At 71.4% G+C, this 22,207-nt stretch carries 24 protein-coding genes; 15 read left to right on the forward strand and 9 right to left on the reverse strand.

Going from position 1 to position 22,207, the window contains the following annotated elements:
• Positions 1-34 precede the first annotated feature (34 nt).
• The 9 genes from ACTIF1_RS11505 to ACTIF1_RS11545 all read left to right on the forward strand — a co-directional run bounded on the left by ACTIF1_RS11505 (position 35) and on the right by ACTIF1_RS11545 (position 9,387).
• The gene (locus ACTIF1_RS11505; RefSeq protein WP_439596557.1) at positions 35-1,228 is read left to right on the forward strand and encodes a penicillin-binding protein activator; all 1,194 of its coding nucleotides are present in this window, start codon (positions 35-37) and stop codon (positions 1,226-1,228) included.
• A 45-nt stretch (positions 1,229-1,273) separates the two neighbouring features.
• Positions 1,274-2,689, forward strand: coding sequence for an ATP-binding protein (locus ACTIF1_RS11510; protein WP_439596558.1), 1,416 nt, complete (start codon positions 1,274-1,276; stop codon positions 2,687-2,689).
• A 133-nt stretch (positions 2,690-2,822) separates the two neighbouring features.
• Positions 2,823-3,974, forward strand: a complete 1,152-nt coding sequence (locus tag ACTIF1_RS11515) for a hypothetical protein (RefSeq protein ID WP_439596559.1) — start codon at positions 2,823-2,825, stop codon at positions 3,972-3,974.
• A 98-nt stretch (positions 3,975-4,072) separates the two neighbouring features.
• Entirely contained in the window at positions 4,073-5,239 is a 1,167-nt protein-coding gene (gene hemH / locus ACTIF1_RS11520; RefSeq protein WP_439596732.1) for a ferrochelatase, read from the forward strand.
• On the forward strand, positions 5,236-5,919 hold the full coding sequence (locus ACTIF1_RS11525) for an HAD family hydrolase (protein ID WP_439596560.1): 684 nt from the start codon (positions 5,236-5,238) through the stop codon (positions 5,917-5,919). Before hemH ends, ACTIF1_RS11525 begins: the two co-directional genes overlap by 4 nt.
• A complete protein-coding gene (hemJ, locus tag ACTIF1_RS11530) occupies positions 5,916-6,368 on the forward strand; it encodes a protoporphyrinogen oxidase HemJ (protein WP_439596561.1) in 453 nt (150 codons plus the stop codon). The genes ACTIF1_RS11525 and hemJ overlap by 4 nt, the downstream gene beginning before the upstream one ends.
• Positions 6,369-6,742: 374 nt before the next feature.
• Positions 6,743-8,017 carry a transcription termination factor Rho gene (gene rho / locus ACTIF1_RS11535; protein ID WP_304813108.1) on the forward strand — a complete coding sequence of 425 codons (1,275 nt, stop codon included), beginning with the start codon at positions 6,743-6,745 and terminating at the stop codon, positions 8,015-8,017.
• Between the two features lie 54 nt (positions 8,018-8,071).
• Positions 8,072-8,638, forward strand: coding sequence for an HD domain-containing protein (locus ACTIF1_RS11540; protein WP_439596562.1), 567 nt, complete (start codon positions 8,072-8,074; stop codon positions 8,636-8,638).
• Between the two features lie 2 nt (positions 8,639-8,640).
• Entirely contained in the window at positions 8,641-9,387 is a 747-nt protein-coding gene (locus ACTIF1_RS11545; protein WP_439596563.1) for a GNAT family N-acetyltransferase, read from the forward strand.
• Between the two features lie 216 nt (positions 9,388-9,603).
• Here ACTIF1_RS11545 and ACTIF1_RS11550 read toward each other — a convergent pair whose 3' ends face one another.
• Genes ACTIF1_RS11550 through rph form a run of 3 tightly spaced genes read right to left on the reverse strand, consistent with a single transcriptional unit; the run spans position 9,604 to position 11,152 of the window.
• A complete protein-coding gene (locus tag ACTIF1_RS11550; RefSeq protein WP_439596564.1) occupies positions 9,604-9,792 on the reverse strand; it encodes a hypothetical protein in 189 nt (62 codons plus the stop codon).
• Complete coding sequence (locus tag ACTIF1_RS11555) at positions 9,789-10,403, reverse strand: non-canonical purine NTP pyrophosphatase (protein WP_439596565.1); 615 nt, start codon at positions 10,401-10,403, stop codon at positions 9,789-9,791. Before ACTIF1_RS11555 ends, ACTIF1_RS11550 begins: the two co-directional genes overlap by 4 nt.
• On the reverse strand, positions 10,400-11,152 hold the full coding sequence (rph, locus tag ACTIF1_RS11560) for a ribonuclease PH (protein WP_439596566.1): 753 nt from the start codon (positions 11,150-11,152) through the stop codon (positions 10,400-10,402). Before rph ends, ACTIF1_RS11555 begins: the two co-directional genes overlap by 4 nt.
• A gap of 137 nt (positions 11,153-11,289) precedes the next feature.
• Between rph and ACTIF1_RS11565 the strand changes: the two genes are divergently transcribed.
• Together ACTIF1_RS11565 and ACTIF1_RS11570 are read left to right on the forward strand one after the other, a co-directional pair.
• On the forward strand, positions 11,290-11,892 hold the full coding sequence (locus tag ACTIF1_RS11565; protein WP_439596567.1) for a hypothetical protein: 603 nt from the start codon (positions 11,290-11,292) through the stop codon (positions 11,890-11,892).
• The gene (locus tag ACTIF1_RS11570) at positions 11,852-12,052 is read left to right on the forward strand and encodes a hypothetical protein (protein WP_439596568.1); all 201 of its coding nucleotides are present in this window, start codon (positions 11,852-11,854) and stop codon (positions 12,050-12,052) included. Before ACTIF1_RS11565 ends, ACTIF1_RS11570 begins: the two co-directional genes overlap by 41 nt.
• Positions 12,053-12,064: 12 nt before the next feature.
• On the opposite strand, the gene ACTIF1_RS11575 is transcribed toward ACTIF1_RS11570, so the two are convergent.
• A complete protein-coding gene (locus ACTIF1_RS11575; protein WP_439596569.1) occupies positions 12,065-14,002 on the reverse strand; it encodes a polysaccharide biosynthesis protein in 1,938 nt (645 codons plus the stop codon).
• 122 nt (positions 14,003-14,124) lie between these two features.
• Between ACTIF1_RS11575 and ACTIF1_RS11580 the strand changes: the two genes are divergently transcribed.
• Genes ACTIF1_RS11580 through ACTIF1_RS11595 form a run of 4 tightly spaced genes read left to right on the forward strand, consistent with a single transcriptional unit; the run spans position 14,125 to position 17,467 of the window.
• Entirely contained in the window at positions 14,125-14,784 is a 660-nt protein-coding gene (locus tag ACTIF1_RS11580; RefSeq protein WP_439596570.1) for a glutathione S-transferase family protein, read from the forward strand.
• Positions 14,781-15,665, forward strand: a complete 885-nt coding sequence (locus ACTIF1_RS11585; RefSeq protein WP_439596571.1) for a VOC family protein — start codon at positions 14,781-14,783, stop codon at positions 15,663-15,665. Before ACTIF1_RS11580 ends, ACTIF1_RS11585 begins: the two co-directional genes overlap by 4 nt.
• On the forward strand, positions 15,662-16,411 hold the full coding sequence (locus ACTIF1_RS11590; RefSeq protein ID WP_439596572.1) for an FkbM family methyltransferase: 750 nt from the start codon (positions 15,662-15,664) through the stop codon (positions 16,409-16,411). Before ACTIF1_RS11585 ends, ACTIF1_RS11590 begins: the two co-directional genes overlap by 4 nt.
• Positions 16,412-16,414: 3 nt before the next feature.
• Positions 16,415-17,467, forward strand: a complete 1,053-nt coding sequence (locus tag ACTIF1_RS11595) for an undecaprenyl/decaprenyl-phosphate alpha-N-acetylglucosaminyl 1-phosphate transferase (protein ID WP_439596573.1) — start codon at positions 16,415-16,417, stop codon at positions 17,465-17,467.
• A gap of 6 nt (positions 17,468-17,473) precedes the next feature.
• Here ACTIF1_RS11595 and ACTIF1_RS11600 read toward each other — a convergent pair whose 3' ends face one another.
• From ACTIF1_RS11600 to ACTIF1_RS11620, 5 genes are all read right to left on the reverse strand, one after another.
• A complete protein-coding gene (locus ACTIF1_RS11600) occupies positions 17,474-18,082 on the reverse strand; it encodes a LysE family translocator (RefSeq protein ID WP_439596574.1) in 609 nt (202 codons plus the stop codon).
• A gap of 4 nt (positions 18,083-18,086) precedes the next feature.
• Positions 18,087-18,680, reverse strand: a complete 594-nt coding sequence (locus ACTIF1_RS11605) for a PadR family transcriptional regulator (protein ID WP_439596575.1) — start codon at positions 18,678-18,680, stop codon at positions 18,087-18,089.
• 83 nt (positions 18,681-18,763) lie between these two features.
• Entirely contained in the window at positions 18,764-19,114 is a 351-nt protein-coding gene (locus ACTIF1_RS11610; protein WP_439596576.1) for a hypothetical protein, read from the reverse strand.
• The gene (locus tag ACTIF1_RS11615) at positions 19,093-21,099 is read right to left on the reverse strand and encodes a TRAP transporter permease (protein ID WP_439596577.1); all 2,007 of its coding nucleotides are present in this window, start codon (positions 21,097-21,099) and stop codon (positions 19,093-19,095) included. Before ACTIF1_RS11615 ends, ACTIF1_RS11610 begins: the two co-directional genes overlap by 22 nt.
• A gap of 89 nt (positions 21,100-21,188) precedes the next feature.
• On the reverse strand, positions 21,189-22,169 hold the full coding sequence (locus tag ACTIF1_RS11620; RefSeq protein ID WP_439596578.1) for a TAXI family TRAP transporter solute-binding subunit: 981 nt from the start codon (positions 22,167-22,169) through the stop codon (positions 21,189-21,191).
• Positions 22,170-22,207 lie beyond the last annotated feature (38 nt).

The following is a 22,207-nucleotide window of genomic DNA, read 5'->3' on the forward strand; positions in this document are numbered from 1 at the left end:
CTACCCGTCTGATGCACGCGCTGACCGGGCGTCCTTGCCCGCCGCGTCCGCCGCGCCCGCCGGGCGCCGCCGCTTCGGCGGGGTGACGCTGGGGGCGCTGCTGGGCACCCTTCTGGGCCTCGCCGCCTGTGCGCCGCAAGCCCCCCGGCCCGCCTTCATCGGCGTCGCCCCGCCGATCGGCGGTCAGCCGGTCCTGCCCGGTCCGGTGGGCCCCCAGCGCATGGGCATGCTGCTGCCGCTTTCCGGGCCGCAGGCGCCGCTCGGCCAGGCGATGCTGAATGCCGGCACCATGGCGCTCTTCGATGAATCGCAATCGGGCATCGAGCTCGCCCCGCGCGACACCGGGGGCACGCCGAACGGCGCCGCCGCGGCCGCCCGCGCGGCCATCGCGGATGGCGCGCGCATCCTGGTCGGCCCGCTGACCAGCGCCGAGGTTGCCGCCGTCGCCGGCCCGGCGCAGGCCGCCGGCGTGCCGGTGCTGGCCTTCACCAATGACCAGCAGCGCGCCGGCAATGGCGTCTGGGTGCTCGGCATCACGCCGGACCAGCAGGTGCGCCGCGTGGTCGCCGCCGCCGCCGCGCGCGGCGCGCGGACCTTCGCGCTCGGCGCGCCGGACAATGATTTCGGCCGCGCCCTGGCCAATGGGCTGCGCGGCGCCACGGCCGATCTCGGCCTGCCGCCGCCCAGCATCGCGCTGCACCCCGCCAATGCCGAGCCGGCCATGGCGGCCTCCGGCGCCCGGGTCAGCGGTGGCCGCGCCGATGCGGTGCTGATCGGCGAATCCGGGGAGCGCGCCCGCCGCTTCGCCGCCACCTGGCTCTCCGAGGCGCAGGCCGCCGGCAGCACGCCGCGGCTGATGGGCACCGCGCTCTGGCTGAGCGACCCGACGCTGGGCCGCGAACCCGCGCTGGTCGATGCCTGGTTCGCCGGCCCCGATGGCCGCGCCAGGGCGCGCTTCGAGGCCCGCTACCGCGACGCCTTCCGCGAAACCCCGCCCCGCGTCGCCGCCACCGCCTATGACGCCGCCGCCATCGCGACCCGCGCGCTGCGCAGCGGGGAGACGGTGGGCGCCATCACGGGCGGCGGCAGTTTCGCCGGGGCGGATGGCCCGGTCCTGCTGCTGCCCGATGGCCGCACCCAGCGCGGCCTCGCGATCTATGCCGTCAGCCCGGGCAGCGAGCCGCAGCTGGTCGAGCAGGCCCCGGTGCCGACTGGCGCCGGCTCGTGACGCCGCGCCTGCCGTCACGGCCGGCCCGCCGGGCCTGACCTCGCCATGCCCGTCGCGGCCCCCCCGACCGGACGCTGGCTGGCCGGCGCGGCGCTGATCGGCGGCGTGCCCGCCATCGCCCTGCTTCTGCTGCTGCTGGGCGAGGCGGTGGACCCGGCGCCCGGCCTGTTGGCGCTGGGCGCGACCGTTCTGGCGGCGCTGACCGTCGCACGCATCTGGCTCGGCAATCTCGGCAGCCTCGCCGCTGCCCTGCGCCAGGCGGCGGAAGGCGGCGGCATGGTGCCGGAACTGGCGGGGCCGCTGCTGCTGCCCTCCGTCGCCGATGTCGCGGAGGTGGCCCGCCGCGTCGCCCGCGCCCTGCAATCACGCACCGAGCAGGTCTCCCGCCTCCGCCAGGCGGATGAGGCGATCATCGAGCGTCTGCCCGACCCGCTGGTGGTGCTGGATGCCGATGGCGCGCCGCTGCGCGCCAATGCGGAAGCCCGCGCCCTGTTCGGCGCCGCCCCGGGCAGTGCCGGCGACCTCGCCGCCCTGCTGCGCCACCCGGCCCTGGCCGAGGCGGTTTCCGCCGCGCTGTCCGGCGGCCAGCCGCAGCGCGCCGATCTCGCCCTGCCCGTGCCGGTGCCGCGCGACCTCAGGGTGCATGCGGTGCCCATGGACCCGCCGCTGGGCGATGGCGGCCGGCTGCTGCTGGTGCTCTCGGACCGCACACGGGACCGGGCGGTAGAGCGGATGCGGGCCGATTTCGTCGCCAATGCCAGCCACGAGCTGCGCACGCCGCTCGCCAGCCTGATCGGCTTCATCGAGACCCTGCGCGGCCCCGCCGTGGACGACCGGGAGGCCAGCGCCCGTTTCCTCGGCATCATGGCGGAGCAGGCGGACCGCATGCGCCGGCTGATCGACGACCTGCTCGGCCTGTCGCGCATCGAGATCACGGAGCACCAGCCGCCGACCGGCCGCGTCGATCTCGGCGCGCTGGCGGCGGCGGAGGTGGAGGCCATGGCCCCGGTGCTGGCCACCCGCTCTGCCAGGGTGGCGCTGGAGGCGCCGGCCGGCTTGGTGGCGACGCCGGCGGATGCCGGCCAGCTGGCCCAGGTGCTGCGCAACCTGCTGGAGAATGCGGTGCGCTACGGGCGGGAGGGCGGGACCATCCGCCTGTCCGTCGCCCCGGCGGAGGAGACGGTGCCGCCCCGCTGGCCCGCCCGCCCCGGCCTGGTGCTGACGGTGGCCGATGACGGCCCCGGCATCCCGCGCCAGCACCTGCCGCGGCTGACCGAGCGCTTCTACCGGGTCGATCGCGGCCGCGGTCGCAATGCCGGGGGCACCGGGCTCGGGCTCGCCATCGTCAAGCACATCGTCAACCGCCACCGCGGCCAGCTGCTGATCGAAAGCGAGGAGGGCGTCGGCTCCACCTTCCGGGTCTGGCTGCCGGCCGATGCCGGAGGCGGCGCCGCCGACTGACCGGACGGGAGGAAGGAATTCCGTTGCGAGGCCGCGCCACGGGCTCCGCGGGCGCGAATTTTCCCCCTGCGTGGCACGTTTGCCCTTACCGCGCGTTGGCAGGACTTCCCCGGCCCTGGCCCTGGAGTCCCGCGTGACCTTTCCCGCCCCCCTGTTCCAGTCCTTCTTCCTCGGCGGCTTCGAATGCTCCTCGCACCGGAACATGCGCCGGCGGCGCCTCGACATGATCGCCGCCACCCGGCACGACCTGCTGGCGCTCGAGGATTATCGCCAGCTGGCCGAGCATGGCATCCGCACGGTGCGGGACGGGCTGCGCTGGCATCTGATCGAGACGACGCCAGGGGCCTACGACTGGTCGTCCCTGCTGCCGATGCTGCGCGCGGCGGAGGCGGTGCGGGCCCAGGTGATCTGGGACCTGTGCCACTATGGCTGGCCGGACGACCTGGACGTGTTCAGCCCCGCCTTCGTCGACCGCTTCGCCGCCTTCGCCGCCGCCTTCGCGCGGCTGCATGTCGAGGAAACCGGCCGCCCGCCCTTCGTCTGCCCGGTGAACGAGATGTCCTTCATCGCCTTCTCCGGCGGCGACATGGCCCGCTCCTCCCCGCATGCCACCGGGCGGGGGCTGGAGCTGAAGCGCAACCTAGTGCGTGCCGCCATCGCCGCCACCCGGGCCATCCGCGCCGAGGCGCCGGGCGCCCGCTTCGCCTGCATCGACCCGGTGATCCACATCGTCCCCCGCCATGCCGGGGAGGCCGAGGAGGTCCGCGCCCATAATGCCAGCCAGTGGCAGGCCTGGGACATGCTGGCGGGCCGCGAGGCGCCGGAGCTGGGCGGGGCGGAGGATCTGCTGGATGTGGTGGGGGTGAACTACTACTGGAACAACCAGTGGCTGCACCATGCCGAACCGCTGAGCGTCTTCGACGCCGCCCGCTACCGGCCCTTCCGCGACATCCTGGCCGAGGTCGCCGCCCGCTATGCGCCGCGCCCGATCTTCGTGGCCGAGACGAGCATCGAGGGCGCGCCGCGCCCGACCTGGCTGCGCTACGTGACGGAGGAGACGCTGGCCGCCGCCGCCGCCGGCGTACCGGTGCAGGGCGTCTGCCTCTATCCCGTGCTCTCCCACCATGGCTGGGATGACGACCGCTACTGCCCCAACGGCCTCTTCGAGCTGACCCCGCTGCACGGCCGCCGGCAGGTCCACCGCCCGCTGGCGGAGGAGCTGGCCCGGCTGCAGGCGCAGGTGGCGCAGGCCGTCACCGGGGCGCGCCGGGCCGCGCTGGGATAGAAGCGCTCGATCATCCTGATGGAAATCGCAGCGACGCGGCCGCGTGATCGCACCCTTCCCCTTGACCCGGGGCCGCGACGTGGCATGTCCGGGCGGTGATGGACGCCCCAGCCCCCACCGTGCCTGCCCCCGCCCCTGCGACCAGCCGGAAGCGGCTGGCGGTGGTGTTGCTCAACCTCGGCGGTCCGGACGCGCCGGAGAGCATCCGGCCCTTCCTGGTGAACCTCTTCACCGACCCGGCCATCCTGCGCGTGCCGGGCTTCATCCGCCCCTGGCTCGGCCGGCTGATCGCCTGGCGCCGCACGAAGCCCGCGACCGAGAACTACGCCATCCTCGGCGGCAAGTCCCCGCTGCTGGAGCTGACCATCGCGCAGGGGCAGGCGCTGGAGGCGCTGCTGAACGCCGAGGGTGGCGATGAAGTCAAATGCTTCACCGCCATGCGCTACTGGCACCCGATGAGCAACGAGACGGCGGCCGCGGTGAAGGCCTGGGGCCCCGACGAGGTCCTCCTGCTGCCGCTCTATCCGCAGTACTCCACCACCACCACCGGCAGCAGCGCGCTGGAATGGGTGAAGGCCGCATCCCGGGCAAGGCTGGAGGTGCCGACCACCACCATCTGCTGCTTCCACTCCCACCCCGGCTTCGCCAGCTCCACCGCCGAGATCGTGCGGGAGGCCTGGGACAAGGCGCGGGCGGAGCTGGACCCGGCGATTCCGCTGCGCGTCCTGTTCAGCGCGCATGGCCTGCCCGAGAGCATCGTCACTGCGGGCGATCCCTATCAGTGGCAGGTGGAGCAGACGGTGGCCGGCGTGGTGGCGCGGCTCGACCTGCCCGATCTGGACCACGTCGTCTGCTTCCAGTCCCGCGTCACGCCGCAGAAATGGATCGGCCCCTCCACCGAGGATGAGCTGGAGCGCGCCGGCCACGACAAGGTGGCGGTGCTGGTGGTGCCCATCGCCTTCACCTCCGAACATTCGGAGACGCTGGTGGAGCTGGACGTGGAATACCGGGAGGAGGCGGAGAAGCTGCACGTCCCCGGCTATTTCCGCGCCCCGGCCCAGAACTCCCACCCCGGCTTCATCCAGGCCCTGGCCGACCTGGTGCGGCATGGAAGGGCGAGCAACCGCACCCTGTGTTCCTTCGCCGGGCCGCGGCAATGCCCGAAGAACCACAAGGACTGCCCGCATGCGGCGCTGATCGCGAAGCTGGAGGCGATGCCCGGCACGCCGCCTGACCGCACCGCCCGCGCCCGGACCGCGGCATGACCCGCCCGCTTCTTCGACCCGCCGCCGTCCTGTTCGACTGCGACGGCGTGCTGGCCGATAGCGAGGCGCTGCACAACCGCATCATCGCGGAGGAGATCTCGGCCCTCGGCTGGGAGATGGACGCGGCGGAGGCGGAGCGTCGCTTCATCGGCCTGTCCTGGCGCAATATCGTCCCCCTGGTGCAGGCCCGCCTGGGGCCGGACAGCGTGCCGGCGGATTTCGTGGAGGGCGTCGTCACCCGCGTGCTGCGCGCATTGCGGGAGGAGGTGGTGCCGATCCCCGGCGTTCTGGCCGCGCTGCGCAGCATCGTCGCGGCCGGCATTCCCGTGGCCGTGGCCAGCAATTCCTCCCGCCCCGAACTGCTGACCAAGCTGCATGGCTTGGGCCTGACCGAGACCTTTCGCGGCCGCATCTTCTCTTATGACGACGTGGCGATGCCGAAGCCGGCGCCGGACATGTACCGCGCGGCGGCCGAGGCCTGCGGCGCCGATCCCCGCGCCTGCGTGGTGGTGGAAGACAGCGTCACCGGCAGCCGCGCCGGCCGCGCTGCCGGCTGCCGCGTGCTGGGCTTCGCCCATGCGACCGACCCCGCGGAGCTGACCGCCGTCGGCGCCGAGGTTTTTCATGAGATGGCGGCCCTGCCAGCCCTGCTCGGTCTGCCGGAGGCGCATGCGGCATGACGCTGGACTTCCTCGCGCCGCTCTATCCCTGGACCAAGGCGCTGCACCTGATCGCGGTGATCGCCTGGATGGCCGGGCTGTTCTACCTGCCGCGGCTGTACATCTACCACTTCCAGGTGCCGGTCGGCGACGCGCGGTCGGAGCTGTTCAAGGTGATGGAACGGCGGCTGCTGAAGGCCATCATGAACCCGGCGATGATCGCCACCTGGGTGCTCGGCCTGGCGCTGATCCTGACCCCCGGCGTGGTGGACTGGACGGCCGGCTGGTGGCACCTGAAGTTCACCGCCGTGCTGCTGATGTCCGGCTTCCACGGCATGCTGGGCGCGGCGCGCAAGCGGTTCGAGGCCGATGGGCGGCCGCGGACGGAGCGCGCCTGGCGCTACTGGAACGAGGTGCCGACGCTGCTGATGATCGTCATCGTCATCATGGTGATCGTGAAGCCCTTCTGACGCGGGAAAGGCCGGGGAGAAGGTATTCTCCCCGGACCCCTCATCTATTCTTGGCCATTGGCGCCGGCTGGGCGGCCGCAGGGAGGCCTTGCAAACTCCCGAGAAACTCGCCATCTCTGGATTGACGGTCCGGCCGGCGGCCCATAGGTTCGCCATGTCGTTCCGACAAATCGGCGCAGCGTCGCGTCCTGCGGCGTAGCCGGTCCCTCATCTCCTCAGACTTTTCCTGGTCGCCGCAACCCAGCCCCTGCAACGGGATCGCGGCGCGGGGATGGCCTTCCGGACCCTGCCATTCTGGCGAAAGGGACCGCGGCCCCGCCGAGACTCCAGGTCCGCCCGATCCCCTTCCTCGCGCACGACGGACGCGTCCGCACATGCATCTCTCCGAACTCAAGGCCAAGTCCCCGGCCGATCTCCTCGCCTTCGCAGAGTCCCTGCAGGTCGAGAACGCGTCGTCCCTGCGCAAGCAGGACATCATGTTCGCGATCCTGAAGACCCTGGCGGAGAACGAGCAGGCCATCTACGGCGACGGCACGCTGGAAATCCTGCCGGACGGCTTCGGCTTCCTGCGCAGCCCGCAGGCCAACTTCCTGCCCGGCCCCGACGATATCTACGTCTCCCCCGCCCAGGTGCGCCGATTCGGGCTGCGCACCGGCGATACGGTGGAGGGCCAGATCCGTGCGCCGAAGGATGGCGAGCGCTACTTCGCCCTGCTGAAGGTCGACACCATCAATTTCGAGCCGCCTGAGGCGCTCAAGCACCGCATCAACTTCGACAACCTCACGCCGCTCTATCCCACGCGACGCCTGAAGATGGAGAATGCGGAGGCCGAGGCCCAGGCGAAGGGTCCGACCAAGGACTATACCCACCGCATCATCGACCTGGTCGCCCCCATCGGCATGGGCCAGCGCGCCCTGGTCGTGGCGCCGCCGCGCACCGGCAAGACGGTGATGCTGCAGAACATCGCCAAGTCCATCACGGCGAACCACCCCGACGTCTTCCTCATCGTCCTGCTGATCGACGAGCGGCCCGAGGAAGTCACCGACATGGCCCGCACCGTGCGCGGTGAGGTCGTCGCCTCCACCTTCGACGAGCCGGCCACCCGCCACGTCCAGGTGACGGAAATGGTGCTGGAGAAGGCCAAGCGCCTGGTCGAGCACAAGCGGGACGTGGTGATCCTGCTGGACTCCATCACCCGCCTCGGCCGCGCCTACAACTCGGTCGTGCCGTCCTCGGGCAAGGTGCTGACCGGCGGCGTGGACGCCAACGCCCTGCAGCGCCCGAAGCGCTTCTTCGGCGCGGCGCGCAACATCGAGGAAGGCGGCAGCCTCACCATCATCGCCACCGCGCTGATCGACACCGGCAGCCGCATGGACGAGGTGATCTTCGAGGAGTTCAAGGGCACGGGTAACTCCGAGCTCATCCTCGACCGCAAGCTCTCCGACAAGCGCACCTTCCCGGCGATCGACATCACGAAGTCCGGCACCCGCAAGGAGGAGCTGCTGGTGGACCGCGCGACCCTGTCGAAGATGTGGGTCCTGCGCCGCATCCTGAACCCGATGGGCACCCAGGACTCCATGGAGTTCCTGCTGGACAAGCTGAAGTACAGCAAGACCAACCAGGACTTCTTCGACGCGATGAACACCTGACCCGGCGGCGGGACGGCACTCCCGTCCCGCCACCGCTTGCCGGACCACCCCGCCATGGACCAGCCTACGCCCACCGCCCGCCTGCTGCGCGCCGCCGTCTTCGCCGCCCGCGTCCATGCCGGCCATCGCCGCAAGGGCGACGCCGCCGAGCCCTATGTGAACCACGTGCTGGAAGTGGCGCAGATCCTGGCCGAGCACGGCGCGCCCGAGGACGCCATCCTCGCCGGCCTGCTGCACGACACGGTCGAGGATAGCGACAGGGACCCCGACCCCATCACCCATGACCGCCTGGTCGCCGAATTCGGCGCCGAGGTGGCAGGCCTGGTGGCGGAGGCGACGGACGACAAGTCGCTCCCCAAGGAAGCCCGCAAGGCGCTGCAGGTGCGCCATGCGGCGGGCCGCTCGCCGGCCGCCAAGATGCTGAAGCTGGCCGACAAGATCGCGAATCTCCGCGCCATCGCCGCCAGCCCGCCGGCGGGCTGGGACCATGCGCGGCGGGTGGAATATGTCGGCTGGGCCGGGCGCGTCGCCGGCGGCCTGAAGGGCGCCAATCCGGCGCTCGATGCCCTGTTCGAAACCACCTACCGCGCGGCCATCGCCGCGCTCGCTGCCGAGGCCTGACCATGACTGCCCCCGACATCCTGGAGATCGAGCAGGCGACGCTGACCGCCGTGCCCGCCCCCATCCTCGCCTTCGACGGTCCCTTCGTGCTGCGCCGCTTCCTGGGCGGCACCGGCCGCGCCAATGCCGTCTGCGGCCTGGACCCGGCACCCGACCCCGCCCTGCCCGCCCGTATCGCCCGCGCCGAGGCCTTCTACGCCACCGCCGGCCAGACCTGCCGCTTCCGCTCCACCCCGTTGGATCCGGAGGGCCTCACCGAGTTGCTGGCCGCGCGCGGCTATACCGCCCACGACCATAGCCAGGTGATCGGCGGCCCGCTCTCCGGCTTCGCCCGCCACGATGCCGCCGTGCGCTTCCTGACCGGCCCCGATCCCGAATGGATGGCGGTGGTCGCCACCGCCGAGCACCAGGCGCCCGCCCGCCGCGCCGAGAAGGCGCGCATGGCGGACCTGCTGGGCGTCCCCGCCGCCTGGGCGCTGTTGGAAATCGACGGCATCGCCGCCGCCAGCGCCTTCGTCACCGCCCAGGGCCGCTGTGCCGGGCTCTTCGACCTGGCCGTTCGCCCCGAATTCCGCCGCCGTGGCCTCGGCCAGCGGGTGATGGCCGCGGCCGGCGCCTGGGGCGCGGACCAGGGCGCGGACTGGGCCTATGCCCAGGTCTCCTGCAGCAATCTTGCGTCACTTGCCATGAATGCGGGCCTCGGCATGACCGAGCACTACCGCTACGCCTATTGGCGCCGGTTGGGCTGAGCCGCCCGCCTCAGCGGCAGGCGGCCGGCGGCGGGCGCGCGAAATCCAGGAAGCCGGCGAGGCAGGCGCCGAACAGCCGGTCGAAATCCTCATCCTGCACCCCGCCATGGCCGGTCGGCGCCTCCGGCCTGTCCAGCAGCAGCCCCGCCGCGCCGGCCTCCAGCGGGTCACGCCCGCCGGCGCGGTCGTAGCGCCACAGATCCCAGCCGGACGCCGTCAGCCGCGCCGTCCAGGCCGGCGCGGAGGGGGCGGCCCCTCGGTATGATGCGGATGCAGCCAGACCAGCGCGCCGGCGGCGGCCGCATCCCGCGGCACCACGCCGGATTCCGTGCGCAGCTGCCCCGCCTCCTCCGCCCCCGCCGGCCAGGCCAGCAGCAGCAGAAGCAGCAGGGCCGCGCGGTTCATGCCGGCGGCGGCAGGCAGGCCGCAGCGAGCAGCCGAAACGCCGCGGCGCGATGGCTGATGGCGTGCTTCGCCTCGGGGGTCATCTCCCCAAAAGTCTCGGTGCCGCCATCGGGGACGAACATCGGGTCGTAGCCAAAGCCATTCGCCCCGCGCGGCGGCCAGACCCAGGTGCCCGGCGCCTCTCCCAGGAAGCCCTCGGTATGTCCATCCGGCCAGGCGAGCACCAGGGCGCAGGAGAACCAGGCCCGCCGATCCGGCGCATGCCGCGCCAGCTTTTCCACCTTGGCCATGGCCATCTGGTAGTCGCGCCCGGCCGGCGTCTCCGCCCAATCCGCCGTGCGCACCCCGGGCGCGCCATCCAGCGCGGCCACGGAAAACCCGCTATCGTCCGCCAGCGCCACCATCCCCGAAGCCCTGGCGGCCGCCAGCGCCTTGATCGTGGCATTGCCCAGGAAGGTCTCCTCGGTCTCCGCCGGTTCCGGCAGGCCCAGCTCCTTGGCGCTGACGATCGAAACGCCGTGCGGGGCCAAGAGGGCCGCATTCTCCCGCACCTTCCCCGCATTGTGCGAGGCCAGCACGATCCGGCTTTCCGTCAGGCGCCGATGCGTCATCCGCGGATCGCCGCCTTCTGCAGCTCGAACAGTTTCGTCGTGCCCGCACGGGCCAGCGCCATCAGCTTGAGCAGCTCTTCCTCGCTGAACGGAGCGCCCTCGGCCGTCGCCTGCACCTCCACCACGCCGCCCGAGCCGGTCATGACGAAATTGCCGTCCGTCTCCGCCTTGCTATCCTCGGCATAGTCGAGATCCAGCACCGGCGTGCCCTGCCAGATGCCGCAGGAAATCGCCGCCACATGATCCCGCAGCGGATTCACCTTCAGGATGTTGGACTTGATGCAATGCTGGAAGGCGAGATGCAGCGCCACCCAGGCGCCGGTGATCGCCGCACAGCGCGTGCCGCCATCCGCCGTCAGCACATCGCAATCGAGGGTGATGGACATCTCCCCCATCGCCTTCAGATCCGTCACGGCGCGCAAGGACCGCCCGATCAGCCGCTGAATCTCCTGCGTCCGGCCGGACTGCTTGCCCTTCGCCGCCTCCCGGTCCCCGCGCGTATGCGTGGCGCGCGGCAGCATGCCGTATTCGGCCGTGACCCAGCCCTGGCCGGTATTGCGCAGGAAAGGCGGCACCCGGCTCTCGATGCTGGCGGTGCAGAGCACCTCCGTCACCCCGAAGCGGATGAGGCAGGATCCCTCCGCATGGCGCGAGGCACCAGGGGTGAGCGTGACCTCCCGCATCGTATCGGCGACGCGGCCGGAGGGGCGGACGAAGGGGGCTTTGAAGCCGGCAGGGAAATCGATCATGGGGGGCTGCGTATCACGCGGCAGGAAGACGGGGGAGTGAACTCCCCCGCGCCCCCTCCTTTTTTCGGGAGTCCGCCAGATGGGGAGGATCCTTGACGCATTCAGAGGTAATCTCGTGCAGATAGGGGAGGCGATCAGTGCCGCTGCCGACATCCTTCATAGAGGCCTTGGCAACCCTCGCCACGGCCTGTGAGGCCTACCGACGCGCTACGGGGCATGCCGCAATCCTGGTGGGCGGCGCGGCCACGGCGATCTACACTGCAGGCGATTTCATGTCGGGTGACTTCGATCTGGTGGCCGCTGACGACGCAGCATTCGATGCTGCGCTGCGCAGCAGCGGTTTCCGACGGGAAGACCGGCCGGGGCGCCTGCTGGTTGGCTACTATCATCCTGACCATCCCGAATACGGGTTCCAGCATGTGTCTGGGCGGCTTTTCGACGGCGCAAGCGATCCGCGTCGCATCGTCACGCCGGAAGTCACTTCGGACGGCGCTGCCGTCGCACTTCCCGCCTTTGAAGACATGATCGCGGATCGTTTGGCCCAAGCCGCTTTGGCGTCACCGACCGACTTCTCGCGACTGCTCCAGGCCCGTGCGCTCTTTCGACTCGCACCGAGCCTAGACCTAGCCTATCTCAAAAGGCGCGTTGCAGAGGAAGGCGGTGATTTCGCGCTTCTGATGCCGAACGAGGAGCCACCCCATGGTCAAGCTCACGCTGGCCGAACTGCAGACGAAGATTGAGGCGCGCAAGGCCGAACTTGGCCTGATCGATACGCCTGAATACACGGAGGCGCTGCGCAACAAGGGCGGCAACCGCACCGCCGAGAAGCGCGAACTCCTGCGCCGGATCGAGCAGCGCGCCAAGGCCGCCGGCCGCACGCCACCCCGCGCCCACTTCTGAACCGCGCGGCGACTAACCCCCGCCCGTCCCATCCTCATGCGCAAACTCCGGCACCAGCGCCGAAAGCCGCGCCAGCGCCGCCGCCCCCTCTCCGCGCTCCGCCAGCCCCGCGATCTCGTCGATCGCCCGCCCCATCTCCGCCGCATCCGTCGTCCGCGGCACCGCCACCAGCAGCCCGGCAAAATTCGTCGGCTGCGGCGGCTCCTGCCCGTGGAACAGTTCTTCGAACAGCTTCTCGCCCGGCCGCAGCCCGGTGAAGCGGATTTCCACATCCTCCTCGGGCCGCAGCCCCGCCAGGCGGATCATGCGCCGCGCCAGGTCCACGATCTTCACGGGTTCGCCCATGTCGAGCACGAAGATGCCGCCCTCGCGCAGCTCCTTGGGCTGGTCGGCGCGGTCGGTGGCGCCCACCACGCTCGCCTGCAGCACCAGCCCCACGGCTTCGCGGACAGTCATGAAGTAGCGGCGCATGTCGGGGTGGGTCACGGTCAGCGGTCCGCCGCGCTCCAGCTGCCGGCGGAACAGCGGCACCACGGATCCGGTGGAGCCCAGCACATTGCCGAAGCGCACCGTCACCAGCCGCATCCCCGCGCCGGCCAGCCGCGCCTCCCGATCCCGCGCCTGGCAGTACATTTCGGCCAGCCGCTTTGAGGCGCCCATGACGCTGGTCGGATTCACCGCCTTGTCGGTGCTGATGAAGACCATCAGCGAGCATCCCGCCGCCCGCGCCGCATCCGCCACCACGCGGGTGCCGGCCGCATTGGTCAGAAGGCCCTCCATCGGGTCGTTCTCGACCATCGGCACATGCTTCAGCGCCGCCGCATGGAACACCAGCTCGGGCCTGATCTCGGCGAAGAGCCGCCCGATCCGCTCCGCATCGCGCACATCCGCCAGCACGGCGCGCCGAGGCACCGCCGGGTGCCGCTCCCGCAGCTCCAGGTCGATCTCGTACAGCACGTATTCGCCGTGATCGAGCAGCGTCAGGCTGGCCGGGCCGAGCGCCGCCACCTGCCGCGCCAGCTCCCCGCCGATGGTCCCGCCCGCGCCCGTCACCAGCACGCGCTTGCCCTGCACCAGGCGGGCCATGCCTTCACGGTCCAGCGGCACCTGCGGGCGGTCCAGCAGATCCTCGATCTCCACCGGCCGCAGCGTCACGCGGCGATCCGGCTCCGCGCGTTCGCCCGGGCGGCGGCTGGCCGGACCCAGCGCCGTCACCCGCGGCGCCCGCTTCACCGGCACGCCGTGCCGGTCCGCCGCATCCAGCAGGCGCTGCAGGTCGCCGCCCTGCAGGTCGGGCGTCGCCAGGATGATCTGCGCCGGCAGCCGCCCTTCCTCGCGCAGCCCGTCCAGCACGGTCGCGGCATCCTCCACCGTGCCGAGGATCGGCAGCCCATGGATGCGCCGGCCGAGCTGCCGCGCCCGCTGCGACAGGATGCCCACCACCCGGTAGGCCGGGCTGCGTTCCTGGGCGAGCGCGCGGATGAACAGGTCCGCCTGGTCCCCGGCGCCCACCAGCAGCGCGGGCTGCGCCGGCGTCTCGCTCAGCGGCCCGGCGCGCCCGGCATGCTGCAGCCGTGCCGCGATGCGCGGCGCCGCCAGCAGCGCCGCCAGCACCAGCGCATGGATCACCGGAAACCCGATATTGCCCGAGCTCCAGGACCCGGAGAAATACAGCCCGCCGGAGAACAGCACCGCCCCGCCCAGCGCCGCGCCGGAACTCGCCAGCAGCTCGGGCAGCGACGCAAAGCGCCAATACTGCTGCGGCAGCCGCAGCGGCAGCCCGGCCAGCAGCAGCGCCGCCGCCGCCCCTGGCACCGCACCGAGCCACCAGACCCCGGGGGGCCAGACGCCAGGCGCGGCCAGCCAGACGGCGATCGGCAGGGCGAGCACTGCCACCAGCGCGTCGAGCCCCAAATTGAGAAAAATCCGATCCCGCGCCGATGCCGCCATGCCGCCTCCATAGACCTGCGCGGGCCCGCCCGGAAGGCGCCGCCGCCGCCCTTCGACGCCGCGTGGTTCGACGCCGTGCCGGCTTCGTGCCAATTTGCCGTCGCGGCAGAAGGGGAAGAAGGATGCCCGAAGGCAGGCTGGTGATCGGAACCAAGCGCTACTCCTCCTGGAGCATGCGCGGCTGGCTGATGGTCCATCTGGCACAGCTGGATGTGGAGGAGGTGGTGATCCCGCTGGCCGGTGGCGGCGGCACCCAGGCCATCAAGGCCGTCTCCCCCAATGCCCTGGTCCCCTATCTGGAACACCGCGGCGCCAGGGTGTGGGAGAGCCTGGCCATCGCCGAATACTGTTCCGAGTTCAAGGCGGACCTCTGGCCGCGCAAGCGCACGGCGCGCGCCCATGCCCGTTCCATCGCCGCGGAAATGCATGCCGGCTTCCGGGCGCTGCGCATGGCCATGCCGATGAACCTCGGCCGGGAATTCCCCGGCCATGGCCGCAATCCCGAAAGCCTCGCCGATATCGCCCGCATCGAGGCGATCTGGGCCGAGGCCTTGCGCGAATACGGCGGCCCCTTCCTGATGGGTGCGGAGTTCGGCCTGGCGGATGCCATGTTCGCCCCCGTCGTCGCCCGCTTCCTGACCTGGAAGCCGGAGCTTTCGGCCACCGCCCAAGGCTATGTCGCCGCCGTCCGCGCCCATCCCCTGGTCGATCGCTGGTATGCCGAGGCCGCCGCCGAGCCCGCGGAGTGGCTGCTGCCGAAGTACGAAAGCCCGGCGCTGTGAGCTTCGCCACAACCCTCGACCATGTCGGCCTCTGCACCGCCGACCTGCCGGCCCTGACCGCTGCCTGGGAACGCATGGGCTTTGCCCTGTCGCCCTTCGCCCCGCAGTCGGGCAAGCGCACCCCCGAAGGGCCGGTGGAGCCCTATGGCACCGGCAATCGCTGCGCCTTCCTGGAGCACGGCTATATCGAGCTGCTGGGGCTGGTGGACCCGAAGCTGTTCGCCAACGGGCTGGACGGCTTCCTGGCCCGCTACACCGGCGCCCATATCATCGCCTTCGGCATCCAGGATGCCGAGGGCAATCTGGAGCGCCTGCGCCGTGGCGGCCTGGCCATCCCCGGTGTCTCCTGGCTGCAGCGCCCGGTGGAGGAAGGCGGCCCGATCGCCCGCTTCGCCCGCCTGCCCTTCCCGGATGCGCCGGAGGGTCGCATGCAGCTGATCCAGCACCTGACGCCGGAGCTGGTCTGGGACCGCCGCTGGATGGGCCATCGCAACGGCGCCGTGGCGCTGGAGACGACCATCCTGGCCGTCGCCGACCCGGCGGCCACCACCGCCCGCCTGTCCCAGCTGACGGGCCAGCCGGCGCGGCCGGACCCGTTGGCCGGCTTCGTGCTGACCCTGCCGGGCGCGGCCGGCGGCGCCGGACCCTTTTCGCCGGCCCTGCCCACGCATCTCCGCATCCTGCCGGAGGCCGCATTGAAGAAGGTGCTGCCGGGCGTGGCCGCGCCCACGCTGCCCTTCATCGCCGGCCTGGTGATCCGCACCAGCGACCAGGGCCGGGCCGCGCGCGCCGTGCTGTCGGGCCTGCCGGTGGTGGAGGCGCCGGATGGCGTGATGGTGCCGCCCGCCCAGGCCGGCGGCGCCGCTGTGGTCTTCGCGTGACCACGCTGGCCGCCATCCGCCACTCGCTGCGGACCTACTACGGCCCCGGCCGCGCCGCCGCGCTGGACGCGTTTCACGCGCGCTTCCTGGGCGCAGGAGAACGCGGCTTCGATATCGGCAGCCATGTCGGCGATCGCAGCGCGAGCTTCCTGCGGCTTGGCGCCCGCGCCTTGGCGGTGGAGCCGCAGCCGCGCCTGGCCCGCCTGATCCGCCTGCTGCACGGCCGCAGCCCCGGCTTCACCCTGGTCTCCACCCTGGTCGGCGCCGAACCCGGCACCGCCACCCTGCGCGTGAATTCGCGCAATCCCACGGTCGCCAGCGCCTCGCCCGATTTCATCGCCGCCGCCGCCGGCGCGGAGGGCTGGGAGGGCCAGGTCTGGGACACGGAGCTGACCCTGCCCGTCACCACCCTGGATGCCCTGGCCGCCGCCCACGGCGCGCCCGATTTCCTGAAGATCGACGTGGAGGGCTATGAGGCCGTGGCCCTTTCCGGCCTCTCTCGCGCCCCGCGCAGCCTCTCCTTCGAATTCACCACCATCCAGCGCGAAGTGGCCGCGCAATGCCTGGCGAAACTCGCATCCCTCGGATACCGGCACTTCAACGCCTGTCTGGGCGAAGGCATGGCCTTCGCCCACCCTGCCCCGATCCCGGCCGAGGCCATGGCCGCCTGGGTCGCCGCCCTGCCCCACGCCGCCAATTCCGGCGATGTCTATGCCAGCCTGGAGCCCGCGCGGCTGATACCCTGACCGATGCAATTCCATGCCCTGATCGAGCACCTGGCCTATGCCGCCGGTCTCGCCCTTCTCTCGGCCGCCGTGGTGCGGCTGATGATCGCCTTCCCGATCCTCGACACGCCGAACGGCCGCAGCGCGCACAAGACGCCGACGCCGCGCGGCGGGGGCCTCGGCGTGGTGCTGGCCTTCGTCACCGGCATGCTGGCGCTGTACCTGACCGCCCGCTTCGCCCGCATCGCCGAGACGCAGTTTCTGGGCGTCATCCTGGCCGCCGTGGCGATCGCCGCGGTCGCGCTGGTCGATGATGTCCGCAATCTCTCTGCAAAACTGCGGCTGGCGGCGCAGCTTGGCGCGGCGCTGGTGGCGGTGGGCAGCGGGCTGGTGATCTCGCGCCTCGCCCTGCCCTGGATCGGCGTGACCGATCTCGGTCTGCTCGGCATCCTGCTGACCCTGGTCTGGATCGTCGGCTGCACCAATGCGGTGAATTTCATGGATGGGCTGGACGGGCTGGTGGGCGGCACGCTGCTGATTGCGGCCGCGGCGCTCGCGTTGATCGCGGCCTTGCAGGGCGGCTGGTTCGTCTATGCCGCCGCCCTGTTCCTGGCCGCCGGCTTCGCCGGCTTCCTGCCCTTCAACCTGCACCCGGCGCGCATCTTCATGGGCGATGTCGGCAGCCAGTTTTCCGGCTTCATGTTTGCCACGCTGGCGGTCGCCGCCGCCCGCTTCGATGGGCAGCAGGTTTCCTTCCTCATCGTGCCGCTGCTGATCTTCGGCCTGCTCTTCGATGCCGGCTTCACCCTCGCCCGCCGCGCGCTGATGCGCGAGAAGCTGGCCGAGGGCCACCGCACCCATCTGTATCAGCTGGCGCAGCGCGCCGGCGTGCCGACCCGTGCGGTGGCCGCCGTGCATTGGGGTTTCGCGATCTTCCACGCCGGGCTGGCGCTGCTGTTCCTGGACATGTCGCCGGGCGCGAAGCCGCTGGTGGTGCTGCCGGCGCTGGCCGTGCAGGGCGCCTGGCTCGCCTATGTGATGCGCCGGATGCGTGTCGCCGGCCTCGGCTGGCGCTGAGGCGCTTCAGCGCGCCGCGATGGTCACCGCCGCGCCCGCCATCACCGTGGCGCCGCCGCGATTCATCCACCGCATCGCGCCAGGCGAGGTGAACAGCCGCCGCGCCCGCGCTGCCACCAGGGCATAGCCCAGCAGGACGCCCGAGCAGACCAGCACGATCACCAGCGCCAGCTCGCCAAAGCCCAGAAGCGTGAGTCCGCCGAGATCCACCACCGTCGGCAGCAGGGCGAAGAAGAACATCATCGCCTTCGGATTGCCGAGGTTGACCATCAGCCCCGCCAAAAACATCCGCCCCGCATCCGCCGCGACCGGCGGCGCCGAGAGCGGCCGGATCGGCGCCCGCCACAGCTTCCAGGCGAGGAACAGGAGATAGGCGGCGCCGGCATAGCGGATCGCCTCGAACAACCCGCCGAGCGAGGCGGCGAGCAGCGCCAGCCCGGTCGCCGCCAGGGTGAACCAGGTGAGCGCCGCCACCACCACGCCCGCGACGAAGGCCGGTGCCCCGTCAAAACCCTGCGCCAGGACGCGGGCGATCAGCGCCGTGACGCTGGGGCCCGGCAGCACCAGCACCGCGAGATAGGCGGCCGCGAAGACCAGCAGGGAGGAGAGGGCCATCGCCTCAGCTCCGCTCGATCGCGAGGGCGGCGGCGTCCAGCGCCTCCGTGATGCTGCGCAGCTGCGCCGCATCCAGCGGGCCGCGCGCCAGGCGCAGGCGCAGGGCGAGCTTGAGGTTCTCGGTCGCGCGCATCAGCTCCGGCCGCGGCCCGCCATGCGCCGCGCGCACCGCCTGCATCCGCGCCAGCGCGGCATCCACCGCCGGCTGGTTGGCGGCGAGCCAGGCGCGCCCCTCCTCGGTGATGGCATAGAGCTTCTTGCCCGCGCCCTCCGCCACCGTGGCATGGCCCAGCTCCTCCAGCATGGTCAGCGTCGGGTAGATCACGCCGGGGCTGGGGCTGTAGGTGCCGGCGGCGCGATCCTCGATCTCCTTGATCAGCTCATAGCCATGGCGCGGCTGCTCCGCGACCAGGGCGGCGACGACCAGGCGCAGCTCGCCATGGTCGAAAAGCCGGCCGGAGCGTCCGCCGCCCGGGCCGCCGCGCATGCGGCCATGGCCGCGGCCGAAATGGTGCCCATGGGTGGCGTCGTCCCCCCGGGCGAAGCGCCGGCCGTGGCCCTGGTGGGGGTGGCCGGCGCCGTGATGTCGATGATGCATGGTCTTCTCCGTAGCAGTTTCGATGTATCGGAAAGACAGATATATCGAGACTGCCTCGGGTTCAAGCCGCCGCCAGGGATTTTTCAGCCGCCGCCGCAGCGGAAGGGCACGAAGCTGCTCGCCGTACCCGCATTCATCGCCGCGATGGTCATGGCATCCGCCAGCGCCAGTTCCTCCGGCGAGCGGGGACAGACCTCCACGCGGGACCGGCAATGCGACGCCAGGAAGGCCGCGTGCCGGTCAAGGAACTCCGCGCTGAGCCCGGCCTGGCCGAAGCGTGCCAGCGCCTGCGGCCAGATCTCGGCGTAGCGGGCGCATTTCTCGGCGTTCCAGTCGCGCGAGGCCAGCGCCTGGGCCTGGGCCGGCGCCGCCAGAAGCAGCAGGGCGGCGGCGACCAGCAGGCCCCGCCGCATCACGCGACGCGGCCGCGCCATTGCAGGCCGATCAGCGCCAGCCCCAGCACCATCCCGATCAGATGCGGATAGGGCAGGATGCCCGGCGCCACCGCATCCAGCACCGCCGGAAACACCATCAGCAGCCCGGCCACCACCAGCCCCGCCCGCTCCAGCCCCGTCAGCGCGCGCACCAGAAACCCCTGGCAGGCGGCGGCCAGCGCGGCCAGGCCCACGGTGGCCAGCAGTGTCTGCCAGACCACGTCCAGCCAGGTCATGCCCTCCCGGAAATTCATCAGCAGGCCGACGCCCTCCGGGTCCGTCACGAAGACGAAGGGCAGCACGAAGGCGGGCAGGGTGTATTTCCAGGCCTGCAGCGTGGTGCGGTAGGGCCCGGCGCCGGTGATGGCCGCGGCGGCGAAGGGCGAGAGCGCGGTCGGCGGCGAGACCTCGCTCAGCACCGCGTAGTAGAAGACGAACATATGCGCGGCATAATCCGGCACGCCCAGCTTGATCAGCGCCGGCGCCGCGACCACCGCGCAGATGATGTAGCTGGCCGTCACCGGCACCGCGAGGCCGATGATCCAGACGATCAGCGCCGTATAGAGCGCCGTCACCACCACCGATCCGCCCGCCGCCTGGATCGCGATATCGGAGAATTTCAGCCCGAGCCCGGTCAGCGTGATGACGCCCACGATGATGCCCGCCGCCGCGCAGGTCGCCGCGATCCCCACCGCCTGGATCGCGCCCGAGGCCAGCGTCGCCAGCAGTTTTCGGGGCCACAGCGCCTCGCTCGGGCGGATGAAGGACAGCATGACCGCGACGATCATGGCATAGAGCACGGCGAGCGTCGCCGAATAGCCCATCACCATGAAGACGATGATCGCGACGAGCGAGGAGAAGTGGAACCCGTATTTCCGCAGCATGGCGGGAATCGGCTCCACCTGGATCGCATCGTCCGGCACCGCATGGCCGGCCGCCGCCAGCCGCCGCTGGTCCAGCTCCACCATGAAGAGCAGCGAGGCGTAGTAGAGGCAGGTCGGGATGATCGCCATCTTGATGACGTCGAGGTAGCCGATGTTCAGGTACTCGGCGATCAGGAAGGCGGCCGCGCCCAGCACGGGCGGCGAGATGATGGCGCCCAGCCCGCCCGCCGCCAGCAGCCCGCCCGCATCATCCGGCCGGTAGCCCACGCGCTTCATCATCGGCCAGGCGACCGTGCCCAGCGTGACGGTGGTGGCCACGCCCGAGCCCGAGGGACCGCCCAGCAGGAAGGAGGACAGCACCACCGTGCGCCCCGCGCTGGCCGTCTTGCCGCCCGTGGCCGCGAAGGAGAAATCGACGAAGAACTTCCCCGCCCCCGTCGCCTGCAGGATGGCGCCGTAGATGGTGAAGAGGATGATCAAGGTCGCGGACACATCGATGGCGGAACCGAAGATGCCGTCGAGGCCGATGGTCAGGTGCGGGATCATCCGCTCGCTGTCATAGCCCTGGTGCTGCCAGGGCGGCGGCAGGTGGTTGCCGAAGAAGCCGTAGAGCAGGAACAGGATGGCGACGCAGGGCATCACCGGCCCCGTGGCGCGCCGGGCCACTTCCAGCACCAGGCCCACCATCAGCCAGCCGACCACGAGGTCCATCGGCTCGGGGAAGATGGCGCGGTCCTGCAGGTCGTCGCCGCCGGTCACCATGTACCAGATGACGTAGAAGCCTGCCGCCGCCAGTGCGACGTCCCACACCATCAGCCGGTGGCGAAACCGCCGCGCCGCCGGGAACAGGAGGAAGCCGAGCACGAGCGTGAAGCCGACATGCACGAAGCGCAGCGTCGTCGTCGGCACGATGTCCCAGGCGGCCCAGAGATGGAACAGGCTCATCGCCAGCGCCAGCCCGGTGCCGAGGAAGCCGAGCCAGCCCGTAAAGTTGTTGAGGCTGCCCTCCTCCTCCTCGATCAGCGCCTCGACGCGCGCGGCGGTGGCTTCATCGAGGGCGCCGGGGGCGACCTCCGGCGGCAGGTTGCGATGCGTGTTCACGGATGCGCGGCTCCGGCAGGTCGCGACGACGAAAAGCCGGGGATGGCGGCGCGGCCATCCCCGGCGGAGAATGCGGCAGGCGCCAGGCCTCAGGCCAGCGTCGCGCCCTGGGCCTTCCAGAAGGTCTCCGCCGCCGGGTGCCAGGGCACGCCGGCCGCCGCGGACTTCTGCACCTCGAGCGTGAAGTCGCGCGCCGCGGAATGCACCTGCGCCCAGTCGGTGCGGTGGCTCCACATCACGTTCAGGATCCTGGTCGCCATGTCGGCGGACATGTCCTCCCGCACGCCGACGATATTGGCGACCGACATCTGCTTGTTCGGCCGCGTCTGGCCGGGATAGGCGCCGGCCGGGATCTCCTCGGGGAAATAGACGGGGCCGTATTTCTCCACGATCGCCGGGATGAATTCGTGGTGGTCGATCAGCACCAGCTGCACGCCGGGCGAGGCGCCGAGATCCGTGATCGCGCTGGTCGGATAGCCGGAGACGAAGAAATAGGCGTCGAGCTTGCCGTCCTTGATGGCATTGGTGCTCTCCGCCGGGGACAGCCGCTCGCGGGCGCGAAAATCATTGTCGCGGTGCAGGCCGGCGGCCTCGATCAGCCGCAGCGCCATCACCTCGGTGGCGGAGCCCGGCGCGCCGGTGGAGATGCGCTTGCCCTTCAGGTCCGACATTTTCGTGATGCCGGTGGAGGCCACGGTCACCACCTGCATGCGGTTGGTGTAGAGCACCGCCAGCGCCCGCACCGGGACCGGGCGGCCGCGGAAGCGGTCATTGCCGCGCACCGCATCCACCGCCGCATCCACCTGGCTGATCACCATGCCGACGCGATTGGCGCCCAGCAGCTGCAGATTGGCGACGGAGCCGCCGGTGACCTCGACCGTCGCGGACATGCCCGGGATATCGCGCGAGAGGTAGTTCGCCAGCGCGCCGCCGAGCGGATAGTAGACGCCGCCCGTGGTGCCGGTGGCGATCGCCATCTGCGTCGCGGTCTGGGCCCGGGCCAGGCCCGGCAAGGCGAGGGCGGCAACAGCGCCGGCGCCGAGGGCACGGCGCCCCATGATGAAGCTCATCTTCCCATTTCTCCCCATTCGTATTCTTGGACTGTCCA

Source organism: Falsiroseomonas sp. (genome assembly GCF_051860665.1).
GTDB lineage: Bacteria > Pseudomonadota > Alphaproteobacteria > Acetobacterales > Acetobacteraceae > Falsiroseomonas.